Annotated in this window: 14 protein-coding genes and 2 tRNA genes; all 16 read left to right on the top strand. The window is 39.0% G+C overall.

Annotated features, from left to right (window positions below):
- Positions 1-478 precede the first annotated feature (478 nt).
- The 16 genes from spoIIE to QA584_RS26785 all read left to right on the top strand — a co-directional run bounded on the left by spoIIE (position 479) and on the right by QA584_RS26785 (position 22,502).
- Entirely contained in the window at positions 479-2,773 is a 2,295-nt protein-coding gene (spoIIE, locus tag QA584_RS26860; RefSeq protein WP_278272167.1) for a stage II sporulation protein E, read from the top strand.
- Between the two features lie 78 nt (positions 2,774-2,851).
- Positions 2,852-4,279 carry a tRNA lysidine(34) synthetase TilS gene (gene tilS / locus QA584_RS26855; protein ID WP_278272166.1) on the top strand — a complete coding sequence of 476 codons (1,428 nt, stop codon included), beginning with the start codon at positions 2,852-2,854 and terminating at the stop codon, positions 4,277-4,279.
- A complete protein-coding gene (gene hpt, locus QA584_RS26850; protein ID WP_278272165.1) occupies positions 4,269-4,787 on the top strand; it encodes a hypoxanthine phosphoribosyltransferase in 519 nt (172 codons plus the stop codon). The genes tilS and hpt overlap by 11 nt, the downstream gene beginning before the upstream one ends.
- Positions 4,788-4,805: 18 nt before the next feature.
- The gene (gene ftsH, locus QA584_RS26845; RefSeq protein ID WP_278272164.1) at positions 4,806-6,674 is read left to right on the top strand and encodes an ATP-dependent zinc metalloprotease FtsH; all 1,869 of its coding nucleotides are present in this window, start codon (positions 4,806-4,808) and stop codon (positions 6,672-6,674) included.
- Positions 6,675-7,632: 958 nt separating this feature from the next.
- Positions 7,633-8,550, top strand: coding sequence for an ABC transporter permease (locus QA584_RS26840; protein WP_278275242.1), 918 nt, complete (start codon positions 7,633-7,635; stop codon positions 8,548-8,550).
- A 98-nt stretch (positions 8,551-8,648) separates the two neighbouring features.
- Positions 8,649-9,539, top strand: coding sequence for a carbohydrate ABC transporter permease (locus tag QA584_RS26835; protein ID WP_278272163.1), 891 nt, complete (start codon positions 8,649-8,651; stop codon positions 9,537-9,539).
- A gap of 56 nt (positions 9,540-9,595) precedes the next feature.
- Complete coding sequence (locus QA584_RS26830; protein ID WP_278272162.1) at positions 9,596-11,236, top strand: ABC transporter substrate-binding protein; 1,641 nt, start codon at positions 9,596-9,598, stop codon at positions 11,234-11,236.
- Positions 11,237-11,707: 471 nt separating this feature from the next.
- The gene (locus QA584_RS26825; RefSeq protein ID WP_278272161.1) at positions 11,708-13,261 is read left to right on the top strand and encodes an ABC transporter substrate-binding protein; all 1,554 of its coding nucleotides are present in this window, start codon (positions 11,708-11,710) and stop codon (positions 13,259-13,261) included.
- Between the two features lie 51 nt (positions 13,262-13,312).
- Entirely contained in the window at positions 13,313-15,043 is a 1,731-nt protein-coding gene (locus tag QA584_RS26820; RefSeq protein ID WP_278275241.1) for a sensor histidine kinase, read from the top strand.
- A gap of 61 nt (positions 15,044-15,104) precedes the next feature.
- Complete coding sequence (locus QA584_RS26815) at positions 15,105-16,718, top strand: response regulator transcription factor (RefSeq protein WP_278272160.1); 1,614 nt, start codon at positions 15,105-15,107, stop codon at positions 16,716-16,718.
- An 89-nt stretch (positions 16,719-16,807) separates the two neighbouring features.
- Positions 16,808-17,731, top strand: coding sequence for a nucleoside hydrolase (locus QA584_RS26810; protein ID WP_278272159.1), 924 nt, complete (start codon positions 16,808-16,810; stop codon positions 17,729-17,731).
- A 131-nt stretch (positions 17,732-17,862) separates the two neighbouring features.
- Positions 17,863-19,191: a glycoside hydrolase family 30 protein gene (locus QA584_RS26805; RefSeq protein ID WP_278272158.1), complete on the top strand. Its 1,329-nt coding sequence runs from the start codon at positions 17,863-17,865 to the stop codon at positions 19,189-19,191.
- Between the two features lie 144 nt (positions 19,192-19,335).
- Positions 19,336-21,420 carry an alpha-glycosidase gene (locus tag QA584_RS26800; RefSeq protein ID WP_278272157.1) on the top strand — a complete coding sequence of 695 codons (2,085 nt, stop codon included), beginning with the start codon at positions 19,336-19,338 and terminating at the stop codon, positions 21,418-21,420.
- A gap of 322 nt (positions 21,421-21,742) precedes the next feature.
- A tRNA-Leu gene (locus QA584_RS26795) sits at positions 21,743-21,828 on the top strand.
- A 34-nt stretch (positions 21,829-21,862) separates the two neighbouring features.
- Positions 21,863-21,933, top strand: a tRNA-Gly gene (locus tag QA584_RS26790).
- Between the two features lie 140 nt (positions 21,934-22,073).
- Positions 22,074-22,502, top strand: a complete 429-nt coding sequence (locus QA584_RS26785; protein WP_278272156.1) for a putative ABC transporter permease — start codon at positions 22,074-22,076, stop codon at positions 22,500-22,502.
- The last annotated feature ends 27 nt before the right edge of the window (positions 22,503-22,529 follow it).

Genomic DNA, 22,529 nt, shown 5'->3' with positions numbered 1-22,529 from the left:
CAGTAGCTTACATCCTAAGGAGACAACTTGTTGTCTTTAAAAGAGGTGCACAAACCACTGGTAATTGTCAGAACACTGAAAAATTTGCTTCATAGTTACTCCCACCCCTTTCTGTTATAAGAGCCTTCTATGAATGACCTCATAATAAAAGAACTCTGAAACTCTTAATAACCCTTAACTCTCTTGATTCGATTCTATGCCCCTGACAATGAATTTCTTGTCAAAAACTTTTTAAAAACCCTCACTTATTTTTGACAAACATTTCAAAACTCAAATCCTATAATACAGGTCTAACGGATAAATCTTGAGATAGAAATGGTTTTATCATAAACATATGGCTGAGGAGGAGTAAAGGTTGCAAGAAAATATAAGAAATGAAAGGATGCCACAAAACGATTCTTCCAACCTGTGAAACTTGTTTCACATTTTATTATGTGGCAGTATCGCAAAACTTGCGGTATGCAATGGGTATATAAAAATGAAAGAATTAAATATCAGAAAATTTATGGTTAATTTACTGGGAATAGTCATGGCGCGGGCGGTCTTTGCAGGAATGAACCCCATTGCGGTGGGTTATTTTGCGGCAGTTTACCTGGAGAGAAAAGGAAGACTTACAATTATGCTTACGGTACTCCTTGGCATGCTTACGGTACTTCCTGTAGAAGATACAGCTAAATATGCAATGGTACTACTTGTAGTATCCATTATTACGGCACTGCTTGAATATAATAATAAGCGGGTATCGGTATTACTGCTTGGAGGGCTTGCCGGAGCAGTCACTGCGGCAATTGCCATAGCAGGTGGTTTTATGAGTGAAAATCCCTCTTACTATATCGTTACGGGAATTGGTGAAGGAGTATCCATATTTGCCTGCAGCTTTGTATTCCGAAAAGGGATTGAACCCCTTTTACATGGAGTCAGAGGACAAGCCCTGGATAATGAACAGATAATTAGTATAGCAGTCCTGTTGGCTGTATTTTTATATGGAATACCAGATTTTGACGCTCTGGGATTTTCACTGACCATGACAGCTGCCTTATTCAGCATCCTTTTTACTGGCTATAAATATGGAGCCGGCTGTGGGGCACTGACCGGTGCGGCCTGCGGTGTTATTCTGGCTTTAAAATCCGGTCAGATAAACCAGATTGGGCTTATGTGCATGCTTGGTATACTTGCAGGCACGTTTAGAGAACTGGGTCGTTTTGTGACCCTGCTTATGTATTCGGCAGGAGTCATTATACTTGGAGAATTATATCAGAATACCCAGATTGGATTATCCGGCATGGGTGCCCTGGCTTCCTGCGCAGTGGTATTCCTGCTGCTGCCTAAAACGCTGATCTTTAAGGTAAATGGAGGGGAGGAAGGGGAAAAAGAGGACATATTTGTCAGACAAAGCATTCAAAACGTGGCAAGGGGGAAGTTAAGGGATTTCTCCGAGTCCTTCCACAGTCTTTCCAATACCTTCGCTACCATATCGGATAAGAAAATGTCCCTAAGTAAAAAGGATAAAAATGATATATTCGATGAAGTCTCAGAGCACCTGTGTAAGGACTGCTCCAATTGTACTCTCTGCTGGCAGAGCCATTTTTATGAAACCTACCAGGGAGCCTATCATATCCTTGAGACGGTTGAAAAAAACGGTACCATAGCCTTAAGCGAGGTACCGGTGGAATTCGCAGGACGGTGCATCTTTTTAGATAATTTTCTGGCTGAAACCAGAAGAGTCCTGGAAGTTGCAAAATTAAATTTAACCTGGCATAACCGGATGGCAGAAAGTAGAGAGGCCATAGCCGGTCAGTTGTCTGAGGTGGCCAATATCATAGATGATTTTTCTCTGGATCTTTATAAAACCTCAGAAACCACGGAAACAGACAGAAACAATATGATTTATCATCTAAAATCCAATCATATCGTAGTAAACCGTATTGCGGTATTCGAAAAGAGAAATAATAAACAGGAACTATATATGACTGCCAGAACCGAGAGGGGACGCTGTATTACTACCAAAGAAGCGGCAGGTTTAATTAGTGAGGTGTTCGGCAAACGGATGCGGCCCTCAGAAAGTTGTAAAAAAGTTATTACCAAGGAATATGATACCTTTGTGTTCATTGAAGATGCTAACTATACCGTTTTTACGGGCATGAGTAAAATGACCAAAGAAGGCGGCAGAATTTCCGGTGATAATTATTCCTTTATCTATCCCGACCCCGGTACGCTGGTTATGACCTTGTCCGATGGAATGGGCACCGGAGAGACTGCCTGTGAGGAAAGCGAGTCTGTAGTGGAATTATTAGAGCAGTTTATCGAAGCCGGTTTTCGAAAGGAATCTGCTATTAAACTGATTAATTCCATACTGGTACTGCGGTCAGAGGAGCAGACCTTTTCTACCATTGATATGAGTGTTATCAATCTCTATTCCGGTATCTGTGATATTATTAAAATCGGAGCCTCCACCACCTTTATAAAACGGGAGGACCGGGTGGAGACAATAAATTTGTCTACCCTGCCGGTAGGAATCTTAAACCAGGTGGATTATGACGTAGTGACCAAAAAACTTTATGACGGGAATTTTGTAATAATGGTAACGGATGGTGTAATCGACTGTATTCCAGGTGATGAGAAAGAAAAATTCATGGAGGAATTTATTATGGACCTCCACATGAATAATCCCCAGGAAATTGCCAATGCTGTATTAAATCAGGCTCTGGAACTAAATGGATGGGTTCCAAGAGATGATATGACCGTACTGGCAGCAGGCTTTTGGAGCAAGTAGCTTGTAATTTATGTAAGTTAGAGGTAAAATGTTAAAAAATGTACTTTTATATAAACTATAGTTGCCCCAGGAGTCAGGATGTTAAAAACCGTACAAAAATTTATTGATAAACATAATATGATACAAAAAGGAGACAGAATCGTAGTTGGTGTTTCCGGTGGAGCCGACTCTGTCTGTCTTTTTCATGTGCTGCTTGGGTTAACACCGGAGTATGATCTAACCCTATTTGTGGTTCACGTAAACCATGGAATCCGGGGGACGGAAGCAGAGGAGGATGAAGCTTATGTAAAGGAGCTGTGCCTGGCTCATAACATATCCTGTGACCTGATAAAAGCGGATGTAAAAGCCCTGGCGGTCAGAGAAGGTCTGACCGAAGAAGAGGCAGGGAGAAAAGTCAGGTATGAAGCATTTTATGATTGTTTTCATAAAAATAAGTGTAATAAAATCGCAATTGCACATAATAGAAATGATAATGCCGAAACCATTCTGTTCCATTTGTTCCGGGGAAGCGGCATAAAGGGACTCACCGGAATACCGGCAGTAAGAGAGGAAATCATCAGACCCTTACTGGACACCGGGAGAGAGGAGATTGAAGGATTTCTTGGGGAAAACGGGATTTCCTATCAGACGGATAAAACCAACCTGACCCAGGATTATAGCCGTAATAAAATCAGGCATCAAATCATAAGCTTTGCACAGGAGGAAATAAATAAAAGAGCAATTGAGCACATTGTGGGTGCTTCAAAAAAGTTATCTGAAATAGATTGTTATCTTGAAAAAAATATTAGTTCTGCATATGATACCGCCGTAACCTACTTAGAATATAACAATGCTTATGAAATAAATATTGAGAAACTTAGGCAGGAGGATCCTGTAATACAAAAAGGGATTATTCGAAAGAGTTTAATGGGTCTTTCGAATTGGTTAAAGGATGTGGAAGCCCTTCATATAGAGCTGATTTTGGAATTAGCGGAAAAACAGGTGGGAAAAGTAATTAATTTACCCTATGGAATATTGGCAGCCAGGGATTATCATACCATAACTTTGAAAATTGCACCATTTCAGTACAAAAATAAGGAAGACAGCAAAAGTCTGGAGGTGCCTGGGTGGCAGCCTTTGGAAATTCCCGGAGAGGTTACCATACCCCAAACAAATCAAATCTTGCATATAAAATTAATAAAGTATAAAAAAAGTATGATAATTCCGAGAAATGGGTGTACGAAATGGTTTGACTATGATAAAATAAAAAATACTGTTTTAATCAGAACCAGACAAGAAGGAGATTATGTACAGATAGATTCTGCCGGCAGCAGAAAAAAAATCAAATCCTTATTTATTGATGAAAAGATTCCGAAGGAGAAACGAGATCTCCTGCCCTTACTGGCTGACGGAGCCCATATTATGTGGGTAATCGGCGGCAGGATAAGTGAGGCCTATAAAGTAAATGAGGATACAAAAGTAATACTTGAGATAAATTTAGATGGAGGAAAACAAGATGGAAAATAAACTGAATGTACTAATACCGGAGGAAGTGGTAGATGATAAAATCCGTGAACTGGGAGAACAAATCAGTAAGGATTATGCAGGAAAAGAGCTTCACCTGATCTGTGTATTAAAAGGCGGCGTTTTTATAACCTGTGAACTGGCTAAGAATATTACAGTTCCCCTTTCCATGGACTTTATGGCTGTTTCCAGCTATGGAGATGAACAGGTAAGTTCAGGAAGGGTCAAAATCATCAAAGACCTGGATGATTCCATTGAAGGCAAAGAAGTATTGATTGTGGAAGATATTATTGATTCGGGCAATACCTTAAGATATTTAATTGATCTGCTGAACAGCAGAAAACCTGCAAGCATTAAAATCTGTACCCTGCTTGACAAACCGGACAGAAGGACTGCCGATGTAGAAGTAGATTATATCGGATTTCAGATTCCGGATAAATTTGTTGTGGGTTACGGACTGGATTTTAAACAAAAATTCAGGAATTTGCCGTATATCGGCGTAATAGAATAATTGAGAGGAGGTCGTTTCGTGAGAAGACAATTAAAGGGGTATGGATTTTATATCATTATCCTTGGGATTATATTAGCAGCATTTCTTTTATCAGACAGCTTAGGCAATTCCGGTTCACAGAATTATGAATATAATGATTTCCTGAAAGACCTGGGAAATAAGACGGTAGAGAAAGTAGACTTATATCAGAATCAGGAAGTTCCAAGCGGTAAAGTAACCGTTACTTTAAGCGATGGGAAGAGGGAACAGTTTAATGTCCCTGATGTAAGTTCGGTTACCTCATACTTATTTGGTACGGATGGCTTAAAGTATACCATACATGATATCTCCAAGCCGAACTGGTTCTTAACCAGTGTTCTGCCTTACCTGTTAGGTTTTGTAGTAATTATTATTCTGTTTTCTTTTTTATCAAACCAGGCTGCCGGAGGTGGCGGAGGTAACAGCAAGGTCATGAATTTTGGTAAAAGCCGGGCGAAGATGACTACAGATGAGAACAAGAAGACTACCTTTAAGAATGTGGCAGGTCTGGAAGAAGAAAAAGAAGAACTAAAAGAGATTGTGGATTTCTTAAGAACTCCAAAGAAATATGTTCAGGTAGGCGCCAGAATACCAAAAGGCGTATTGCTTGAGGGTCCTCCGGGAACCGGTAAAACCCTCCTTGCCAAGGCAGTAGCCGGTGAAGCAGGGGTTCCCTTCTTTAGTATCTCTGGTTCTGACTTTGTAGAGATGTTTGTAGGTGTGGGTGCTTCCAGAGTAAGAGATTTATTTGAAGATGCCAAGAAACACTCACCATGTATCGTATTTATCGACGAAATCGATGCCGTAGCCAGACGAAGAGGTACCGGTATGGGCGGCGGACATGATGAAAGAGAACAGACCTTAAATCAGTTATTAGTTGAGATGGATGGTTTTGGTGCCAACGAAGGAATTATCGTTATGGCAGCTACCAACCGTGTAGATATTTTAGATCCCGCTATTTTACGTCCCGGTCGTTTCGACCGTAAGGTTATGGTAGGCCGCCCCGATGTAAAAGGCAGGGAAGAAATCCTTTTAGTACACTCCAAAGGCAAACCCCTTGGTGAAGATGTGGATTTAAAGCAGATTGCCCAGACTACGGCTGGATTTACCGGAGCGGATCTTGAGAATCTGTTGAATGAAGCAGCGATTTGTGCTGCCAAGGATAACCGGGCTTTTGTTATTCAGGAAGATATTAACCGTTCCTTTATTAAGATTGGTATCGGAACCGAGAAGAAAAGCAGGATTATTTCCGAGAAAGAAAAGAGAATTACGGCTTACCACGAAGCCGGTCATGCAATTTTATTCCATGTTCTGCCAGATGTGGGTCCGGTTTATACGGTATCCGTTATTCCTACCGGAAACGGTGCGGCAGGTTATACCATGCCCTTACCGGAACGGGATGAAATGTTTAACACCAGGGGCAAGATGAGGCAGGATATTATTGTTGGACTTGGAGGCAGAGCTGCCGAAGAACTTATTTTTGATGATATTACTACCGGAGCTTCCAGTGATATCAAAATGGCAACGAAAACTGCCAGAGCCATGGTTACCAAATACGGCTTTTCCACGAATGTGGGTATGGTAAATTACGATAGCGATGACGATGAAATATTTATCGGCCGTGATTTTGGTCACACCAGAAGCTACAGCGAAAGTGTTGCCAGAACCATCGATGACGAAGTTAAAGTCATGATCGATCACTGCTATAGTGAAGCCAAGAGAATTTTAACGGAATATAATGATGTGCTTCATAATTGCGCGAAGTTATTGATTGAAAAAGAAAGAATTAACCGTGAGGAATTTGAAGCTTTATTTCCTGGAACAAAAGGTGGAAATGATGACATGAATTCCATGGTATTTGATGTATAAATTTTTGTCAAAACAGTGGATTTACAAAAATTAGATAAAAATGTTAAAGTTTTTATTGGTTTTATAATATGACTTTTGAAGGGGTAGTTTTCAGGCTGTAAAAACGAACAAAAAATATTATATTATTTTTTAATGTTTGTGCACACTTTTAAACTGCATGGTGTTATACTAATAAACGTAAACCCCAATACATTATATAGTTTTTGCTACACCCCATAAGTAACAAAAATACCTTCTCCAAAAAAAGGACAGCGATCGGAAAGCTGTCCTTTTTTTTGCGCTGAAATATTTTTGACGGACGAACAGATTACGGTCTGGGGGTCTGGGGGAGGCGCGCTGTTATATTTTTTCTGCAGAGAAAGGACCCTTATGTCACTAGGGCTTCCATGAATGCTTAGGGCAGGGATAAAAGGCAATAACTCCCTTCGGTCAGACAGATTGCCTTTTTTCCCTTGGCGCATTTATGGAAGCCCAAGTGACATAGGGGTCCTTTCTGATGCAGAAGAAATATAACAGCGCGCCTCCCCCAGACTCCCAGACTGTAATCTGTTCTGTTGGTTTAAGACGGTTAGAGTGTGCTTAGGATTCTGAGTTGAATATATGAGTGAATTCAGGCTCGGTATAAAGCACTTATGGAACAAAAGTATCGTGCTTTTAATCCAGGTTTTGATCTGGCTTTATCAATTGTTTTTTAGTTTTTTACTCGTAGTTTGAGTGTTTTAGTATATAGTGTAGGAGTGTTTTTGGGAGACGGGTGGGTCCTGTTGTGAATTTTTGTTTTTAAGTACGCATTGCGGGGCGATTTTTGTGCAATTTTAATGAATAAGTCGGTATTATGTTATTTTTAGGTCCGTATTCTGATAGAAGTGAATTCTAGGTTTTGCTATACTTAGTTCACAATAAGTGACACGGACAGAATGGATAATCCTTAAGTGTTAATTAACTAGGAGGTAGGATGATGAAAAGTAAGACGGTTAAGCTAAGGAGATACTTGCCGTTGTATCTTATGTTTTTACCTGGCGGAATTTACCTGCTGATTAACAATTATTTTCCGATGTATGGATTGATTGTTGCTTTTAAACAATATAACGTACGCAAAGGTATTTTAGGCAGTCCCTGGACTGGATTTAAGAATTTTGAGTTTCTTTTTGCAACCCCGGATGCAATGATTATTACGAGGAATACACTGCTTTATAATACGGTGTTTATCATAATTAATATGGTTCTGGGAATTACTTTTGCTATTTTTATCAGTGATGTATTTGGTAAAAGATTAAAAAAGGTATATCAAAGTGCGATTCTTTTTCCCTTTTTGATGTCAGCGGTTATTCTTAGTTACATCGTTTTTGCTTTTTTAAGTCAGAGTACTGGTATTGTGAATAATTCGATTATGCCGGCACTTGGCTTGGCTCCGGTTAACTGGTATTCCAAAGCTGGTTATTGGCCTTTTATTCTTACCTTTGTTAACACTTGGAAATCAGTTGGATATGGATGTTTGATTTATATCTCTGGAATTAACAGTATTGACCCCTCTTTTTATGAAGCAGCAAAGTTAGATGGTGCTTCAAAGTGGCAGCAGATTAAAAGGATTACACTGCCTACCCTGGTGCCAATTATCATAACGTTAACGTTGATGAGTGTTGGGCGTATTTTTTATTCGGATTTTGGATTGTTTTATCAGGTACCACGTAATTCCGGTATGATTTATTCTACTACGAATGTTATTGATACATATGTGTACCGGGGGTTAATGGAACAATCAAATGTTGGTATGTCAGCGGCCGCCGGTTTCTATCAATCCATAGTAGGTTTCATTCTTGTACTTACGGTTAATTTGATTGTACGAAAGGTAAGCAAGGAGAACGCGTTATTCTAAGAAACTGTTAAAAAAGAATATTTCAAAAAGCTTACTGGAAACGGAATGTTTTTTAAGGCAATTTTTGAATAAAATTCATACAGCATTATGGAGGTATTATGAGAGAGAAACCTTTTTCGAAATTTCAGATTTTAGCTAATGTATCAATGCTTATTTGGACATTGATTGTTATATTGCCATTTTTGTTGCTCCTTATGTCATCAATTACGGATGAAAATACACTGGTGGCCCATGGGTACTCGTTCTTTCCGGGAAAGTTTTCTTTCGCTGCGTATACCTATATCTTTAAGGCTGGGGATAAAATCATTAAGTCGTATGGTGTCAGTATATTAGTTACAATTGTAGGAACAGCTCTTAATGTCTTGTTGTCGGCGTTGATGGCATATCCTTTATCCGTTAAGAATCTTCCGGGTAGAAAATTACTTAACTTCTTTGTATTTTTTACCATGCTGTTTAATGGAGGTATTGTACCCTCTTATTTGATGTGGTCAGGTGTTTTTCATATTAAAGATTCCATGTGGGCGCAGCTTTTACCTAACTTTTTATTAAGCGCCTGGAATGTCATGATGATAAGAACTTATTTTCTGACCAGCATTCCGGAAAGCCTTTATGAAGCGGCAGAAATTGATGGGGCTCCACAGATTAAGATATTCTCAAGTATTGTAATTCCTCTTGGTAAACCGATTCTTGTCACCATGGGAACCTTTGCAGGTCTTACCTACTGGAACGATTGGACCAATGGTCTTTATTATATCGTTAAGAATAAGGATTTATATAATGTCCAAAACCTGTTAAACCAAATGATTAGTAATATTCAGTATCTGGCTACCAGCCAGAATTCAAACGTAACGGCGGCAGCAGGAAGTATTCCTTCCACTGCTATTCAGATGGCAATTGCTTTTGTTGCGATTCTGCCTATTATGTTAATTTTTCCGATGTTTCAGAAATACTATTCGAAAGGACTTACCCTGGGTGGTGTTAAGGGATGACACGAAAGGAATGGAGATGCGTTTGTTTCGCATTTCACATAAAAAAGGAGGATGTTATGAAAAAAAGAATTTTATCACTAGTGCTTATTATTACAGTATTCGTTACCATGTTATCGGGCTGTGGGAAAAAAGCAGATAATAGCCCCGGCAATAACAGTAGTACACAAACAAGTACAAAAGAACAGTCATCAACTGGTAATACCGGTGATGCATCAGTTACAAAAACGGCTGTCGGTGAATATACCAAAGAAAAACCTTATCATCTGGTATTCTCTTACATCGAATTTTATGAACAGGATGATACAGCCCGTACAGCAGTACAAGATGCCATAAATGCATATATGGTACCTAATTATCATATTGAAGTGGAATTACTTCCATTACAGTATGCAGATTATCAAAGTACCATTCAGCTTATGTTCTCCGGCGGTGATGCACTTGATATTATTCCTGTTTACTATCCCAATGCAGCAAGCTGGAATGCAATGGGCGGTATCTATGATATGACGAAACTGATGGAGTCCGAGGATGGTAAAAAAATCATAGAAGCCCTTGGAAAAGACAATGCATATGTAGGAACCATGAACGGTGTACTCTATGGTTTTCCTGCCAATAAAGAATCCGTTGAACTCGGTGGTCTTTTTATGAGAAAAGATATTTGTGATGAGCTTGGTATTACCAAAGAATACGGTCTGACTGATAATAAAGATGAATTTGACGGAACCTTTTATGACTGGTCCGTGGCAGCAGATATTTTTGCCAAAGTTAAGGCTGCTAAACCGGATATGATACCACTATATATGTCAAGTACAGACCAATTACCCCGTTTTGCCTTCTTTGATGACCTTATAGATGGCTTTGGAACTCTTGATTGGGAAGCGGATCATAATTCCACAAAGGTAGTCAACAAATTTGAAACCGAAACTTATAAAAAGACAGCAATGATGTTAGCTGACTGGTATGATAAAGGGTTTATCTATAAGGATGCTGCTACAGATACACAGGGTAGCGCAACTATGATGAAAGCCGGTAATACCTTTAGTTATCTTTCGGCTATTAAGCCTGGTTTTCTTGCAGAAGCAGAATCCGCTAACGGCTGTGAAGGTTATGCAATGTACTTTAATACCCATAAAGAAGGCGGTATGTCTACAACCAATGTAAACTTCTTTAATACAGGTATTTCTACTAATAGTGCGGATCCGGAGATGGCATTTAAATTCATATCAGCATTATATTCTGATTCTGAGTTAATGAATTTATGGCAGTATGGTATTAAAGATACAAACTATAAGATGCTTGATGATGGTACTATTTTCTTTGCAGACGGGGAAGACGGAGGAAATTATAAATATCATCAGAATACAGGCTGGTTCATGGGTAACCAATATATCTCATATGTTTGGAATGACGGTACGAAGGCTGCTGATTATTGGGATAAGTTAAAGAAGCACAATGATTGGGCACAGCTTTCACCAGCCTTTGGATTTATGTGGGACAGCACCCAATATACAACAGAATTAACAGCTTTAAATAATGCACTTAATACTTACCGTGCAGCATTAAATACCGGCAGTATCGGTTCTGAAAATGTGGAAAGTACCATTAAACAACTCAATGACGCGCTCTATGCAGCCGGACTTCAGGATATAATGGATGCAAAGCAGAAACAGCTGGATCTTTGGCTTTCAGGGCAATAAATAAAAAATAAGTAGCTGGAATAATATAGGAAAGAGGTCGGTTGTACCATTGGTACAAGGCCTCTTTTCCTATTCACTCAAGCTTTCCAGTAAATTAACTTTAAAAGCACTTGCTAAAAACAGTCCGGATTCTAAATTGAAATTGCAGTCAATGCTTTCTTAATTACTTTCCTTGCTGATTTTATCAAGTATACCAATACAAGCATAACTGCAAAGGTTGATTAATTTAGTTGAAAACTCTTACAGATAATCTATAATGTAATTAAAGTTTTTTAGTTATTAGAATCTATAAATCCGGGCAAAGAAGATACATATCATTGTATTCGTATCAAAAAGTCACCTGGTGGCAATCCTATATAATTATTTTAGGTATTAAAAAGTCTGAATTGTGATAGAGAACAGTCTGTATCGTAATAGTTGTCCTGTATAAAGCTATGATATACTTTTTAAAGGTGGAATTATGGAGGTGTTATGTACAAAAAGTTTCTTTTTGGTTTCCTTGTTCTGGTTATTTTTATTGCATATTTCATCACCCGTACAATAGGTGCAGACATTACTGGACATGATAATAAAAGTTCTGCCTTTGATAGTAATACCAAGAATAAAACTGTACCGGATGATAAAGACCAGGTCTATACAGTAGTTATGGGCTACATTGGAGACACTCAGGCAGATGAGGTGCAGATTGAGGAAGCTGTGAATAAAATTCTGGAACCGGCATTACATGCGTGTATTGATTTGAGGGCTTATTCCAGGGGAGGATATCAACAGGAAATACAATTAACATTATCTGGTGATGAGAAACTTGATATTATACCAATTGTTATCTTTAATGCCTCAGATTATGTTGCAGGCGGACAGGTAATTGATTTGACCGATTTGATAAAACGGTATGGCACTAATATTAAAGCTGCGGTTGACCAGGAATTTCTTAATGTCCCCAGGATTGGAGATTTTACTTATGGGGTAACAACAAAAAGGGAACAAATTACCTGGGAAGGTGTTATTATGAGGGCTGATTTATTAAAAGAGTTTGGATATGCCATAGATGGTAATGTCTGTACGGATATCACCAATTTAGAGCAATTAGGGGAAGCATATAAAAAGATAAAAGAACGATATCCTGATATGACTATGTTAGCCAGCTGTGCAGCCGGTACACCTTTATTCCGGTGGGAGGTGTGTGATAATCTCCTTGATGGTTTTGGCGTATTAATGGATTATGGTCAGAGCACCCGGGTTGTTAACCTATATGAAACGGAGGAATTTAAAACCTTTGCAAAATTAATATATAACTGGAATCAAAAGGGGTATTTAACCAAGGATGGAGCCACTACAACAGAGACCACCATAAATCAAATGAAATCTGGAACGGTATTTTCGTACTTTACGCCTTTAAAAGCAGGAGCTGCCGAACAGGATGAATTAAGCACCGGTTATGACCTTGCTGTAGCACCTTTATTTGGGGATGCGTATATTACCTCCTTTTCCGTAAATTTCTTTACTTGGGGAATTGCGAAGAACTCACGAAATACGGAAATAGCCTTTAAAGTCCTTGATTATATGTATGGGAGTCCTGAGATTATGAATCTTCTTAACTGGGGTATTGAAGATAAACATTATAAGGTTGTCGACTCGGTGAATAAGGTAATTAATTATGCGGACGGTGTAACTCCAGGCAACACGGGCTATTGCATGAATATTGGATGGCAGCTGCCCAATCAGGAACTTGCCTATGTATGGGAAGGAGAAACAGCTGCAAAATGGAGCGAACAAAGAAACTATATTGCTGCCGCAAAACATTCCAGAGCGTTGGGGTTTAACTATGATCCTTCCGGTGTAAAAGATTTGTTAACCGCACTGAATAATGTAAAGAATGAATGGTATGACGCAATTGGTTTTGGAGCGATAAATCCAGAGGAGGCAATCCCTGTCTTTAATCAGGCATTATATGATGCCGGACTGCAAAAAGTAATAGATATAAAGCAAAAGCAGTTAGATGCCTGGATAACCAAACAACAATAACTGACTCGTACAGCCATCCTAAATAACGGGGTGCAAAATAAAGTGTTATTTATGCTGGCAGTACCAGAGAAGGAAAGGGTGGGTTGCTTTATTAAAAAATACAATTTTTCCAATGTTATAAGATGGATTGAAATTACTCTGGCTATCATGGTTTTATTAAACTTTTTAGTCGCCTTTTATGCAATCCATCAGCTGACCAAAAGCTCTATGGAGTCTATTATCAACCGGTTTTCAACCGATGTGGATAATTTTTCAGACACCTTATCAGGTATCCATTCCATGATGTTATCAGAGGTTGGATATGACAGGGATTTGGATACGCTTTTTGTTGCAGATACGGCTAAGAATCGAATCAATAAAATAAATATAACTGTAAGAATTAAAGGTATGATAACGAACTGGTCAAAGGATTTACCCTACCCCGTACATTATGCTCTTTATTTTCCCAATAACGGGATAATCATAAATGATGCGGATAATAATGCAGAATATGATTTGTGGAGAACGGTGCAAAATGATATTATAACTAAGATTAATAATCAGGACTATAAAAGTAACTGGAATATAGCGAAACTTGGTAAGGCTTATTATCTTACGGATATAATCAGCAATAACGGGCGATATATGTTAGCCTATATTGACTTGAAAGAAGTAGTAGATTCCATACAATCTGATTTTTATGGAGAAGATTATTATATTGCTGTAACAGATAACAGCGACCGGGCTTATTTTAGTGCTAAGGAATTAGCAAAGGATAAGATTACTGCTTCAGAGGAAATCACCGGTACTTTAAGAAAAAGCCTACTAAAACAGATGCTTGTGGTTAAAGAGAAGGTTAAGGAGGGCACTCATATTATTATGGTAATCCATAATTATAACAGTATTCTGAAAACCTTTTGGATACAGCTTGTACTGGTGCTGATATTGATTGCAATTGTAATTGTGGTTCTCTACATTTTGCGGTTCGTCAACAAAACGATTCTAAAACCCATCCAAACCTTTAATAGGAATCTGGAAACCTTAAAAAATGATGAGGTTTATGATGTAGCTACTCATTACCAGATTAATGAACTCGGTAATGCCAGCAGGCTCATGTCTGAAATGGTTGAAAGGATTAAAGGTTTAAAAATCAATATTTATGAAAAAACACTGGAACAGCAAAAAACCAATATGGACTTTTTAACCTTGCAGATTGAACCGCATTTTTACCTTAATTGCTTAAATATTATTTACAATATGGCTCAGATGGAACAATATAAAGAAATCCAGAGATTATCCAACTGTGTTTCAGAGTATCTAAGATATATCTTTAAATGCCGTGACGGTTTTGCAACAGTAAAAGACGAATTAGAGCATATAAAAAAATATCTTGAAATACAAAAAATACGATACGGTGACTGCTTTGAATCTCACATCACAATGGATGAGAGGATATTAGAATTGTCTCTTCCACCGCTGGTACTTCAGACCTTCGTGGAAAATTCCTTAAAGCATACCATTAACTGGGAGGATGACATTGTTTTATCTATTACGGGAACAATAGGAGAAGAAGCGGTGATTACCATTGAAGATACCGGAGAAGGTTTCAAGGAAGAAATATTATATAAACTTCAGAATGGAATTGATATCAGCAATGGAGAAAAGCAAATTGGTATTATGAATGCAGTATCACGAATGAAGCTTAAATTTGGTAGAGGAGCCGCGATCCGTTTTTATAACTGCGACAGAGGTGGTGCAGGAGTTGAAATCAGATTTCCATTAACGGAAAAAGATAACCTTTAACATGGTATAAATTAAAATACAATTACTACAATCGCAGGAATTCAGGAAGGGGAAGGTATTTTTGAATATATTACTTGTGGATGATGATGCTTATGTGTTGGAGGCGCTGCGTAAAACTCTTGATTGGAAAACAATAGGGATTGATAATATCTATACTGCGCCAAGTGTTAACAGGGCAAAGAAAATCATAGAAGATATACCAATTCAGATACTAATCTGTGATATTGAAATGCCCAAGGAAAATGGCTTTGAATTATTAAAGTGGATCAGGGAAAAAAACTATATTATCAAAGAAATATTACTGACTAGTTACGCAGAATTTAAATATGCTACAGAGGCTATAAAGTTTGGTTGTTATGCCTATGCACTGAAACCAATTGATTACGGACAGTTGGAAGAATTAATACTTGGAGCCATCCAGGAAGAAAAGCGGGCGTTAAGCCTGGTAAATCATGAGAAATATTATGAATACTGGACCACATCCATAAAAATGAGAAAGGAACAGTTTTTTTATGATTTACTAATAAATCGCAGAGAACCGGATATGAAAGCTTATGACCTTAAGTACCGCTTGGAACAGTTATTTCTCCCGGTCATAGTCTGGTGTGATTTAAGCAAGTGTATTCCTGGCAGTGACAATGGAAAAGGCATGTTTGAATGGACCCTTAACAATTTAATTGCCGAAGCTTATACTACGGACAAAACCCTGGCAGAAACAGTAATAAAGCGGAACACAGATGAGTTTTTGGTACTGATTCAAATAGATGACAGCCTTATGGGTGAGGACTTCATTAAGGGACTCTCAGAAAATTTATTAAAAAAGACAGAAAAAAAGCTGGAAATTACTTGTGGTGTTACGATTGGTACTATTTCTGCCCTGGAACAGCTTTCCCGGGAAGTAGCAGATTTTTTCAACGTTATGAATAGCAGACTGGTGGAATATGGGACAGTTACCGTATTAAAGAATTACCGGAAACAGTCCGTGAACGTTATCCTGCCGGATTTCAGATTATGGAAGAATTTTATAAAAAGCGGACAATTTGAAACTGTTAAAAAGGAGGTGGCAAATTATTTAGACCGCCAGAATCAAGGGAACAATCTTGATAAGGATAGCTTAAAGAAATTTATCACCGGTGTAATTCACATGTTAATGAATATTCTGAATGAAAATGGTATTCACTCAGATGCCTTTGGCGAGGCCTTATTTAATACGGATCAGATTAATCATTCCATTCGTAATGTAGGCAATGCAAAAACTGATCTCGGTCAGATGATAGATATCATAATGAATATGTTAAAGAGTCCGGATAGCGATAAGTCTATTATTCAGACTGTAAAGGAGTACATTGATAATAATCTGGATAAAGAATTGACCAGGGAAGCTCTTGCAGAAAAGGTTTATTTAAACCAGGATTATCTCGCCCGGATTTTTAAGAAGGAGATTGGTGAATCCATAGTTAACTATATCACCGGAAAGCGGATTACCATAGCAAAAGAATATCTGGAAAAAACCAATGAATCGGTAAATTCGGTGGCGATTAAAGTAGGTTATGATAATTTTTCTTACTTCACAAAGATATTTAAAGAACGTGTTGGAATGACTCCGAAGGATTACCGGAGTATTTATGGAATAACGAATGAAAATGCTGCTGTCTGGCAGCGGAATGTAGACTAGGTTGAAAATTAATTTTTCAACCGCAAGTTTGTGCTTGCGCACCACAAACTTGGTATGCGCAAAGAGCGTGCGCAAGAATAGAGGTTAATATGCTTAAATATATGTACCAGGTTCCTGAAAACAAAAAAATCCGTGTAATCGTACATACGGATTGTAAAAATGAAGCTGACGATCAGTTTGCCTTAGCGCATCATCTTATGACTCCTCAGTTTATGGTAAAAGGTATTATTGCCGGTCATTTTGAGGCTAATCACATGATTTATGGAGAAGGACAGACCACCCAGGCAAGTTATGACGAGATAATCAAGGTGTTGGAGTATATGGGTCTTTGGGAGGAATATAAAGATAAGGTATTAAAAGGAGCGTCAAGAGCAATGCGTGAGGAGAAGGAACTTATTCCCTCAGAAGGAGCAGATTTTATTATACAGGAAGCTATGAGGGAGGACGAAACCCCACTATATGCAGTATTTCAAGGCTGTCTTACAGATCTGGCAGCAGCAATATTAAAGGAGCCGGAAATCTGTAAGAGAATGACAGCAGTATGGATTGGCGGCGGCACCTATCCCAGCGGCGGTTTTGAATTTAATCTTTTTCAGGACATTCCTGCGGCAAATACGGTATTTGCTTCTGATATGCCGCTATGGCAGATACCGGAGAATGTCTATAAGCAGATGGAGGTCTCTCTGGCTGAACTTCAGTACCGGGTACAGCCCTGCGGTAAAATAGGGGATTATCTGTTCCGTCAGATGGTAGATTTTAATAATAGAATGCATTTCTTTCAAAGCTGGCCTCACGGCGAAAGCTGGGGGCTGGGGGACCAGGGAACAGTAACGGTGCTCCTGGAAGAAAATAACCGGGGAAATTACGAATGGGTTCCTGCCCCCCTATTTTCAAAAGAGATGTTTTACCTTCATAAGCAGAATAATCGTCCCATCCGGGTATATCATTCCCTGGATGCAAGATTTACACTGGAGGATTTTTATTCAAAATTGGCAATTAATTATAGAGAGTAGGGAAGCTGTATTGCGATGGATCATAAAATATACAATGTCATAACTTTAGGTGTCATACTAAGATTTAAGTGTTAAAATCCCGAAGTGATTAAAACTCGAAGTGGTATACTAATATGTGGAGGTAAAACGTTATGAAGGTTATACATATGGTAAGTACAGAAAATAATTGCTGGCAGGCTGGAACCATAATGGAAGAAGCAGGGAAAGACACGTTAAGTCTTACTGGCAAAAAGAATCAATCCATTACCGGCTTTGGCGGCTGCTTTAATGAGATTGGCTGGGAAGCACTGAAAAAGGTAAGCAAGGCAGAACAAAAAACTGTCTTAGATGAGTTTTTCCTCGAAGAGAATTCAGGTTTTAGGATTGGGAGGGTACCAGTTGGAGCCAATGATTTCAGCCTTAAGTGGTACAGTTGTGATGAAACAGAAGAGGATTATGAACTGGAACACTTTACCATAGAACGGGATAAACAATATACGATTCCTTTTATCAAAGAGGCAGCGAAAAGACAGCCGGAGCTTATGATGTTTGCTTCACCCTGGAGCCCTCCTACCTGGATGAAAACGAAAAAGGTTTATAATTACGGAACCCTTAGGATGGAGGATAAGGTTCTTATGTCCTATGCCAATTATCTTGTAAAATTCGTAACAGAATATAAGAAAGAGGGAATTGAAATCAGACAGCTTCATATCCAGAATGAACCTATGGCAGATCAAAAATTCCCTTCCTGTCTTTGGACTGGGGAGCAAATGCGGGACTTTATAAAGGATTATCTTGGACCTGTGGTGGAACAGACCAGCCAGGAAACAGAAATCTGGGTAGGAACCATTAATGGTCCCTTTATTGACTTTATGATGGGACCAGGAAGTGCTCCTTTTTCAGAGTATTATGATCAGTTTGAAAATACTATACTATGGGATGAGGAGGCAAGAAAGTATATTACCGGTCTGGGTTTTCAATGGGGCGGAAAACACAGTATTGATCAGACCGTGTTAAGTTATCCCGAGCTGCGTTATATGATGACGGAAAGTGAATGCGGCAATGGTGAAAACAGCTGGGAACATGCGGAATACATCTTCCGTCAGATGTGGCATTATTTTAGACACGGAGTGGAAAGCTATATTTACTGGAATTTGGTTTTACCAGAGGATGGTATCAGTACATGGGGATGGAGACAGAATTCCCTGGTCACGGTAAATGAGACCACTGGTAAGATAACTTATCAGCCGGAATTTTATCTGATGAAGCATTTTTCCCATTATATTAAAAAAGGTGCAAGGGTATTGGAGACAAAAGGAAGATGGGCCTCTAATTCCATCGTATTTGAAAATACAGACGGAGGACTGGTAATTATAGTTGGAAGTAATATGAACCAGACCAGAACCTTCTGTTTTCAAGATGGAGAACGGTCTTTCTCTGCTGCGATTGAACCACATTCTATTCATACCTTTGTAATATAAACAATAACATAGAGGGTATTTTACGAAAGCCGGAGAAGCAGTTCTTCTCCTTAAATTAGTTGAGTTTCTTACCTTATTATTATAAAATAGGTGTATCTATTATTGGATCCTTAAAATCTGATACGAAAGGAAATTCAATAACTTATGCTTAATGAAAATGCTTTATTTAGTGATGGGACGAAAGGCTATCGGATGCCTTGCGAACCGTCAGTTTATGATATTGTGACCATTCGCTTCCGGACAGCCAGAGATAATGCAGACGGGGTCAGGCTGGTAGTGGAAATTAAACCGGAGAAAAAGGATGTTTCCGGCGAGAGGGATATCAGTGGAGAGATTTCCCTGATGATGGAGGTTGTCAGTCAGGATGAGTTGTTTGATTACTATGAGGCTAAGGTACAGCTTGAGGATAAAAAGGTATCCTACTATTTTGAAATAGTCTGCGGTGATAAGCTTATGTTTTATAACCGGTGGGGCGTAAGTGAAGAATTGCCGGGAGAGTTTAATTTTGCTATTACGCCTGGTTTTAAAACTCCGGACTGGGCCAAAGGAGCAGTTTATTATCAAATTTTTGTGGACCGGTTTTTTAACGGGGACGAGACCAATGATGTGGTTGATGACGAATATAGTTATATTAAGGGTTCTGTAGAAAGAATCACAGACTGGAATAAGTATCCGGCTTCTATGGGTGTCAGAGAATTTTACGGAGGAGACTTAGCAGGTGTTATTAAGAAGCTGGATTATTTGAAAGAACTTGGAATAGAAGCGGTTTATCTGAACCCTATCTTTGTGTCGCCCTCCAACCATAAATATGACACCCAGGATTATGATTATGTGGACCCCCATTATGGTATGATTTTAAAGGATGAAGAAGGTGTACTTGCCGAGGGGGAGTTAGATAATCGGAAGGCTTTAAAATACCGGAAACGGGTCACCAATAAAAAGAATTTAAGGGGAAGCAACCGGCTGCTGATAAAACTGGTGGAGGAAGCTCATAAGCGGGGGATTAAGGTGGTTTTAGACGGGGTGTTTAACCACTGTGGTTCTTTTAATAAATGGCTGGATAAAGAGGGGATTTATGAAGGGATTACAGGATATCAAAAAGGTGCATATCTGGAGGAGGATAGTCCCTATCGTTCCTTTTTCCGGTTTAAGGAGGAGAATTGGCCTTATAATCAAAGCTATGACGGCTGGTGGGGGCATGATACTCTGCCTAAACTAAACTATGAAGGTTCTCCTAAGTTATATGAGTATATGATGAAGATTGCAAGAAAATGGGTATCGCCGCCCTTTAACTGCGACGGCTGGAGGCTTGATGTGGCGGCGGATTTAGGATACTCGGCGGAATTTAACCACCAGTTCTGGAAGGAGTTCAGAAAGGCGGTTAAGGAGGCAAATCCAGAGGCGGTTATATTCGCGGAGCATTACGGCAGTGCAAAAGACTGGCTTATGGGTGAGGAATGGGATACGGTTATGAATTACGATGCATTTATGGAGCCCCTTACCTGGTTTTTCACCGGTATGGAAAAGCATAGTGATGATTATAAAGAGGAACTGCTTAACAATGAGGATATCTTTTTTCATACCATGAGGCTTCATATGTCTGAATTCCAGACTACGTCCCTTATGACGGCTATTAATGAACTATCTAACCATGATCATTCCAGATTTTTGACCCGTACCAATAAAAGGATTGGGAGAACTGCCGGTTTAGGACCGGAGGCGGCTGACGAAGGCGTTAATAAAGGGATTTTTATGGCAGCTGTGACAGTTCAGATGACCTGGATTGGAGCACCCACTATTTATTACGGCGACGAAGCCGGGGTGTGCGGGTGGACGGATCCGGATAACCGCAGAACGTACCCCTGGGGCAGGGAAGATAAGGAACTGTTAGAGTTTCACAAAGAAATAATTAGAATCCATAAAAGCTATAAGGTGCTGCGTACCGGTTCCTTCCTGTTTATAAACGGAAGCCATGGGTTTATCAGCTTTGGAAGATTTGATTTGGCAGATAAGTTTGTTATAGCAGTCAATAATAATGACTATGAAATTACGGCAGACCTTGAGGTCTGGAAAATTGGCATAAGGGATGAGGAAACCTTAAGCAGCCTGATCCAAACAGAGAATGGAGAATACCGGTTGAATGCGGTTATCTATCATACGGAAAAGGGAATACTAAGCCTTACGATGCCCCCGGTTTCCTCACTTGTTATAAAAAATGTTGTAAATTAATTACGCGTAAGTTATTGTTAAGTTTATTTGAGTTTGGTCTTACAAAAGTAATAACAATCAGCATAAAGTGATTCATAAGTGGGAGCTGTAAATTTATGGATGTACAGGAGAACGAAATCTAGGGATTTAAGGGATACAATCTGAAGCGTTTATACGACATTACGCTCAAAAATGACACACCGTCCATAAAGTCACGGATTGGTAATATTTCGTTTTACGAAAATTACGAAAATTGAAAAAAACACTTGAAATCGTGTTTTTTGTATGGTATAATTCATCCTTGTCAGAAAGATTTGATTAAGAAATCAAACTTAAGTCAGATGCCGGCGTGGCGGAACTGGCAGACGCACAGGACTTAAAATCCTGCGGGACTAATCTCCCGTACCGGTTCGATTCCGGTCGCCGGCATTACTTTCTAACTTAAGCAATTGAATATTTATATGCGGGTGTAGTTCAATGGTAGAACACTAGCCTTCCAAGCTAGATACGTGGGTTCGATTCCCATCACCCGCTTTTTTGCTGCCCAATTTTGGCATTTCATTTCTATTATAATAACGATTAATTTGAGCATACTATTTGAAAAATGTCTGAGTAGGTAATAACTTTCCGATTGATACCTTAACGCAAAACCTACCTTAAAAAGGAGATTACAGATGCTCAAATTATATAACAAAACCCTCAAATATATTCTTCTTTTCTTTGTCGGTGGTTATTCCTATTGTGGCGTGGAATTACTATTCCGAGGCTTCTCCCATATATCCATGTTAATTGCAGGCGGAATCTGTTTTATACTAATCGGTCTGTTAAATGAAATTTTTCCCCGTAAAATCTCAATTATCAGCCAGATGGTTATTTCGGCTTTTATCATAACGGCAGTAGAGTTCATTGCAGGTCTCATTGTTAATGTTTGGCTGGGGCTAAATGTATGGGATTACTCAAAGCTTCCTTATAATTTCATGGGTCAGATCTGCCTGCTGTATTCGAATATCTGGTTTCTCTTATCCCTTGGGGCAATCCTTTTAGACGATTATCTGAAATATTTTTTGCTGGGGGAAGAAAAACCGAGTTATAAGATTTTTTAAATTGCCTCTTTCCTTTTATTTTTACGG

The sequence above is a fragment of the Anaerocolumna sp. AGMB13025 genome, assembly GCF_029689925.1.
GTDB lineage: Bacteria > Bacillota > Clostridia > Lachnospirales > Lachnospiraceae > Anaerocolumna.
This window is presented reverse-complemented; position numbering and strand designations above follow the sequence as displayed.

What these genes read in the sequence shown, in the direction of transcription:
- spoIIE (WP_278272167.1), top strand. Translation starts at nt 479, where the DNA reads ATGAAAGAATTAAATATCAGAAAATTTATGGTTAATTTACTGGGAATA.
- tilS (WP_278272166.1), top strand. Translation starts at nt 2,852, where the DNA reads ATGTTAAAAACCGTACAAAAATTTATTGATAAACATAATATGATACAA.
- hpt (WP_278272165.1), top strand. Translation starts at nt 4,269, where the DNA reads ATGGAAAATAAACTGAATGTACTAATACCGGAGGAAGTGGTAGATGAT.
- QA584_RS26840 (WP_278275242.1), top strand. Translation starts at nt 7,633, where the DNA reads ATGAAAAGTAAGACGGTTAAGCTAAGGAGATACTTGCCGTTGTATCTT.
- QA584_RS26835 (WP_278272163.1), top strand. Translation starts at nt 8,649, where the DNA reads ATGAGAGAGAAACCTTTTTCGAAATTTCAGATTTTAGCTAATGTATCA.
- QA584_RS26830 (WP_278272162.1), top strand. Translation starts at nt 9,596, where the DNA reads ATGAAAAAAAGAATTTTATCACTAGTGCTTATTATTACAGTATTCGTT.
- QA584_RS26825 (WP_278272161.1), top strand. Translation starts at nt 11,708, where the DNA reads ATGTACAAAAAGTTTCTTTTTGGTTTCCTTGTTCTGGTTATTTTTATT.
- QA584_RS26820 (WP_278275241.1), top strand. Translation starts at nt 13,313, where the DNA reads ATGCTGGCAGTACCAGAGAAGGAAAGGGTGGGTTGCTTTATTAAAAAA.
- QA584_RS26810 (WP_278272159.1), top strand. Translation starts at nt 16,808, where the DNA reads ATGCTTAAATATATGTACCAGGTTCCTGAAAACAAAAAAATCCGTGTA.
- QA584_RS26805 (WP_278272158.1), top strand. Translation starts at nt 17,863, where the DNA reads ATGAAGGTTATACATATGGTAAGTACAGAAAATAATTGCTGGCAGGCT.
- QA584_RS26800 (WP_278272157.1), top strand. Translation starts at nt 19,336, where the DNA reads ATGCTTAATGAAAATGCTTTATTTAGTGATGGGACGAAAGGCTATCGG.
- QA584_RS26785 (WP_278272156.1), top strand. Translation starts at nt 22,074, where the DNA reads ATGCTCAAATTATATAACAAAACCCTCAAATATATTCTTCTTTTCTTT.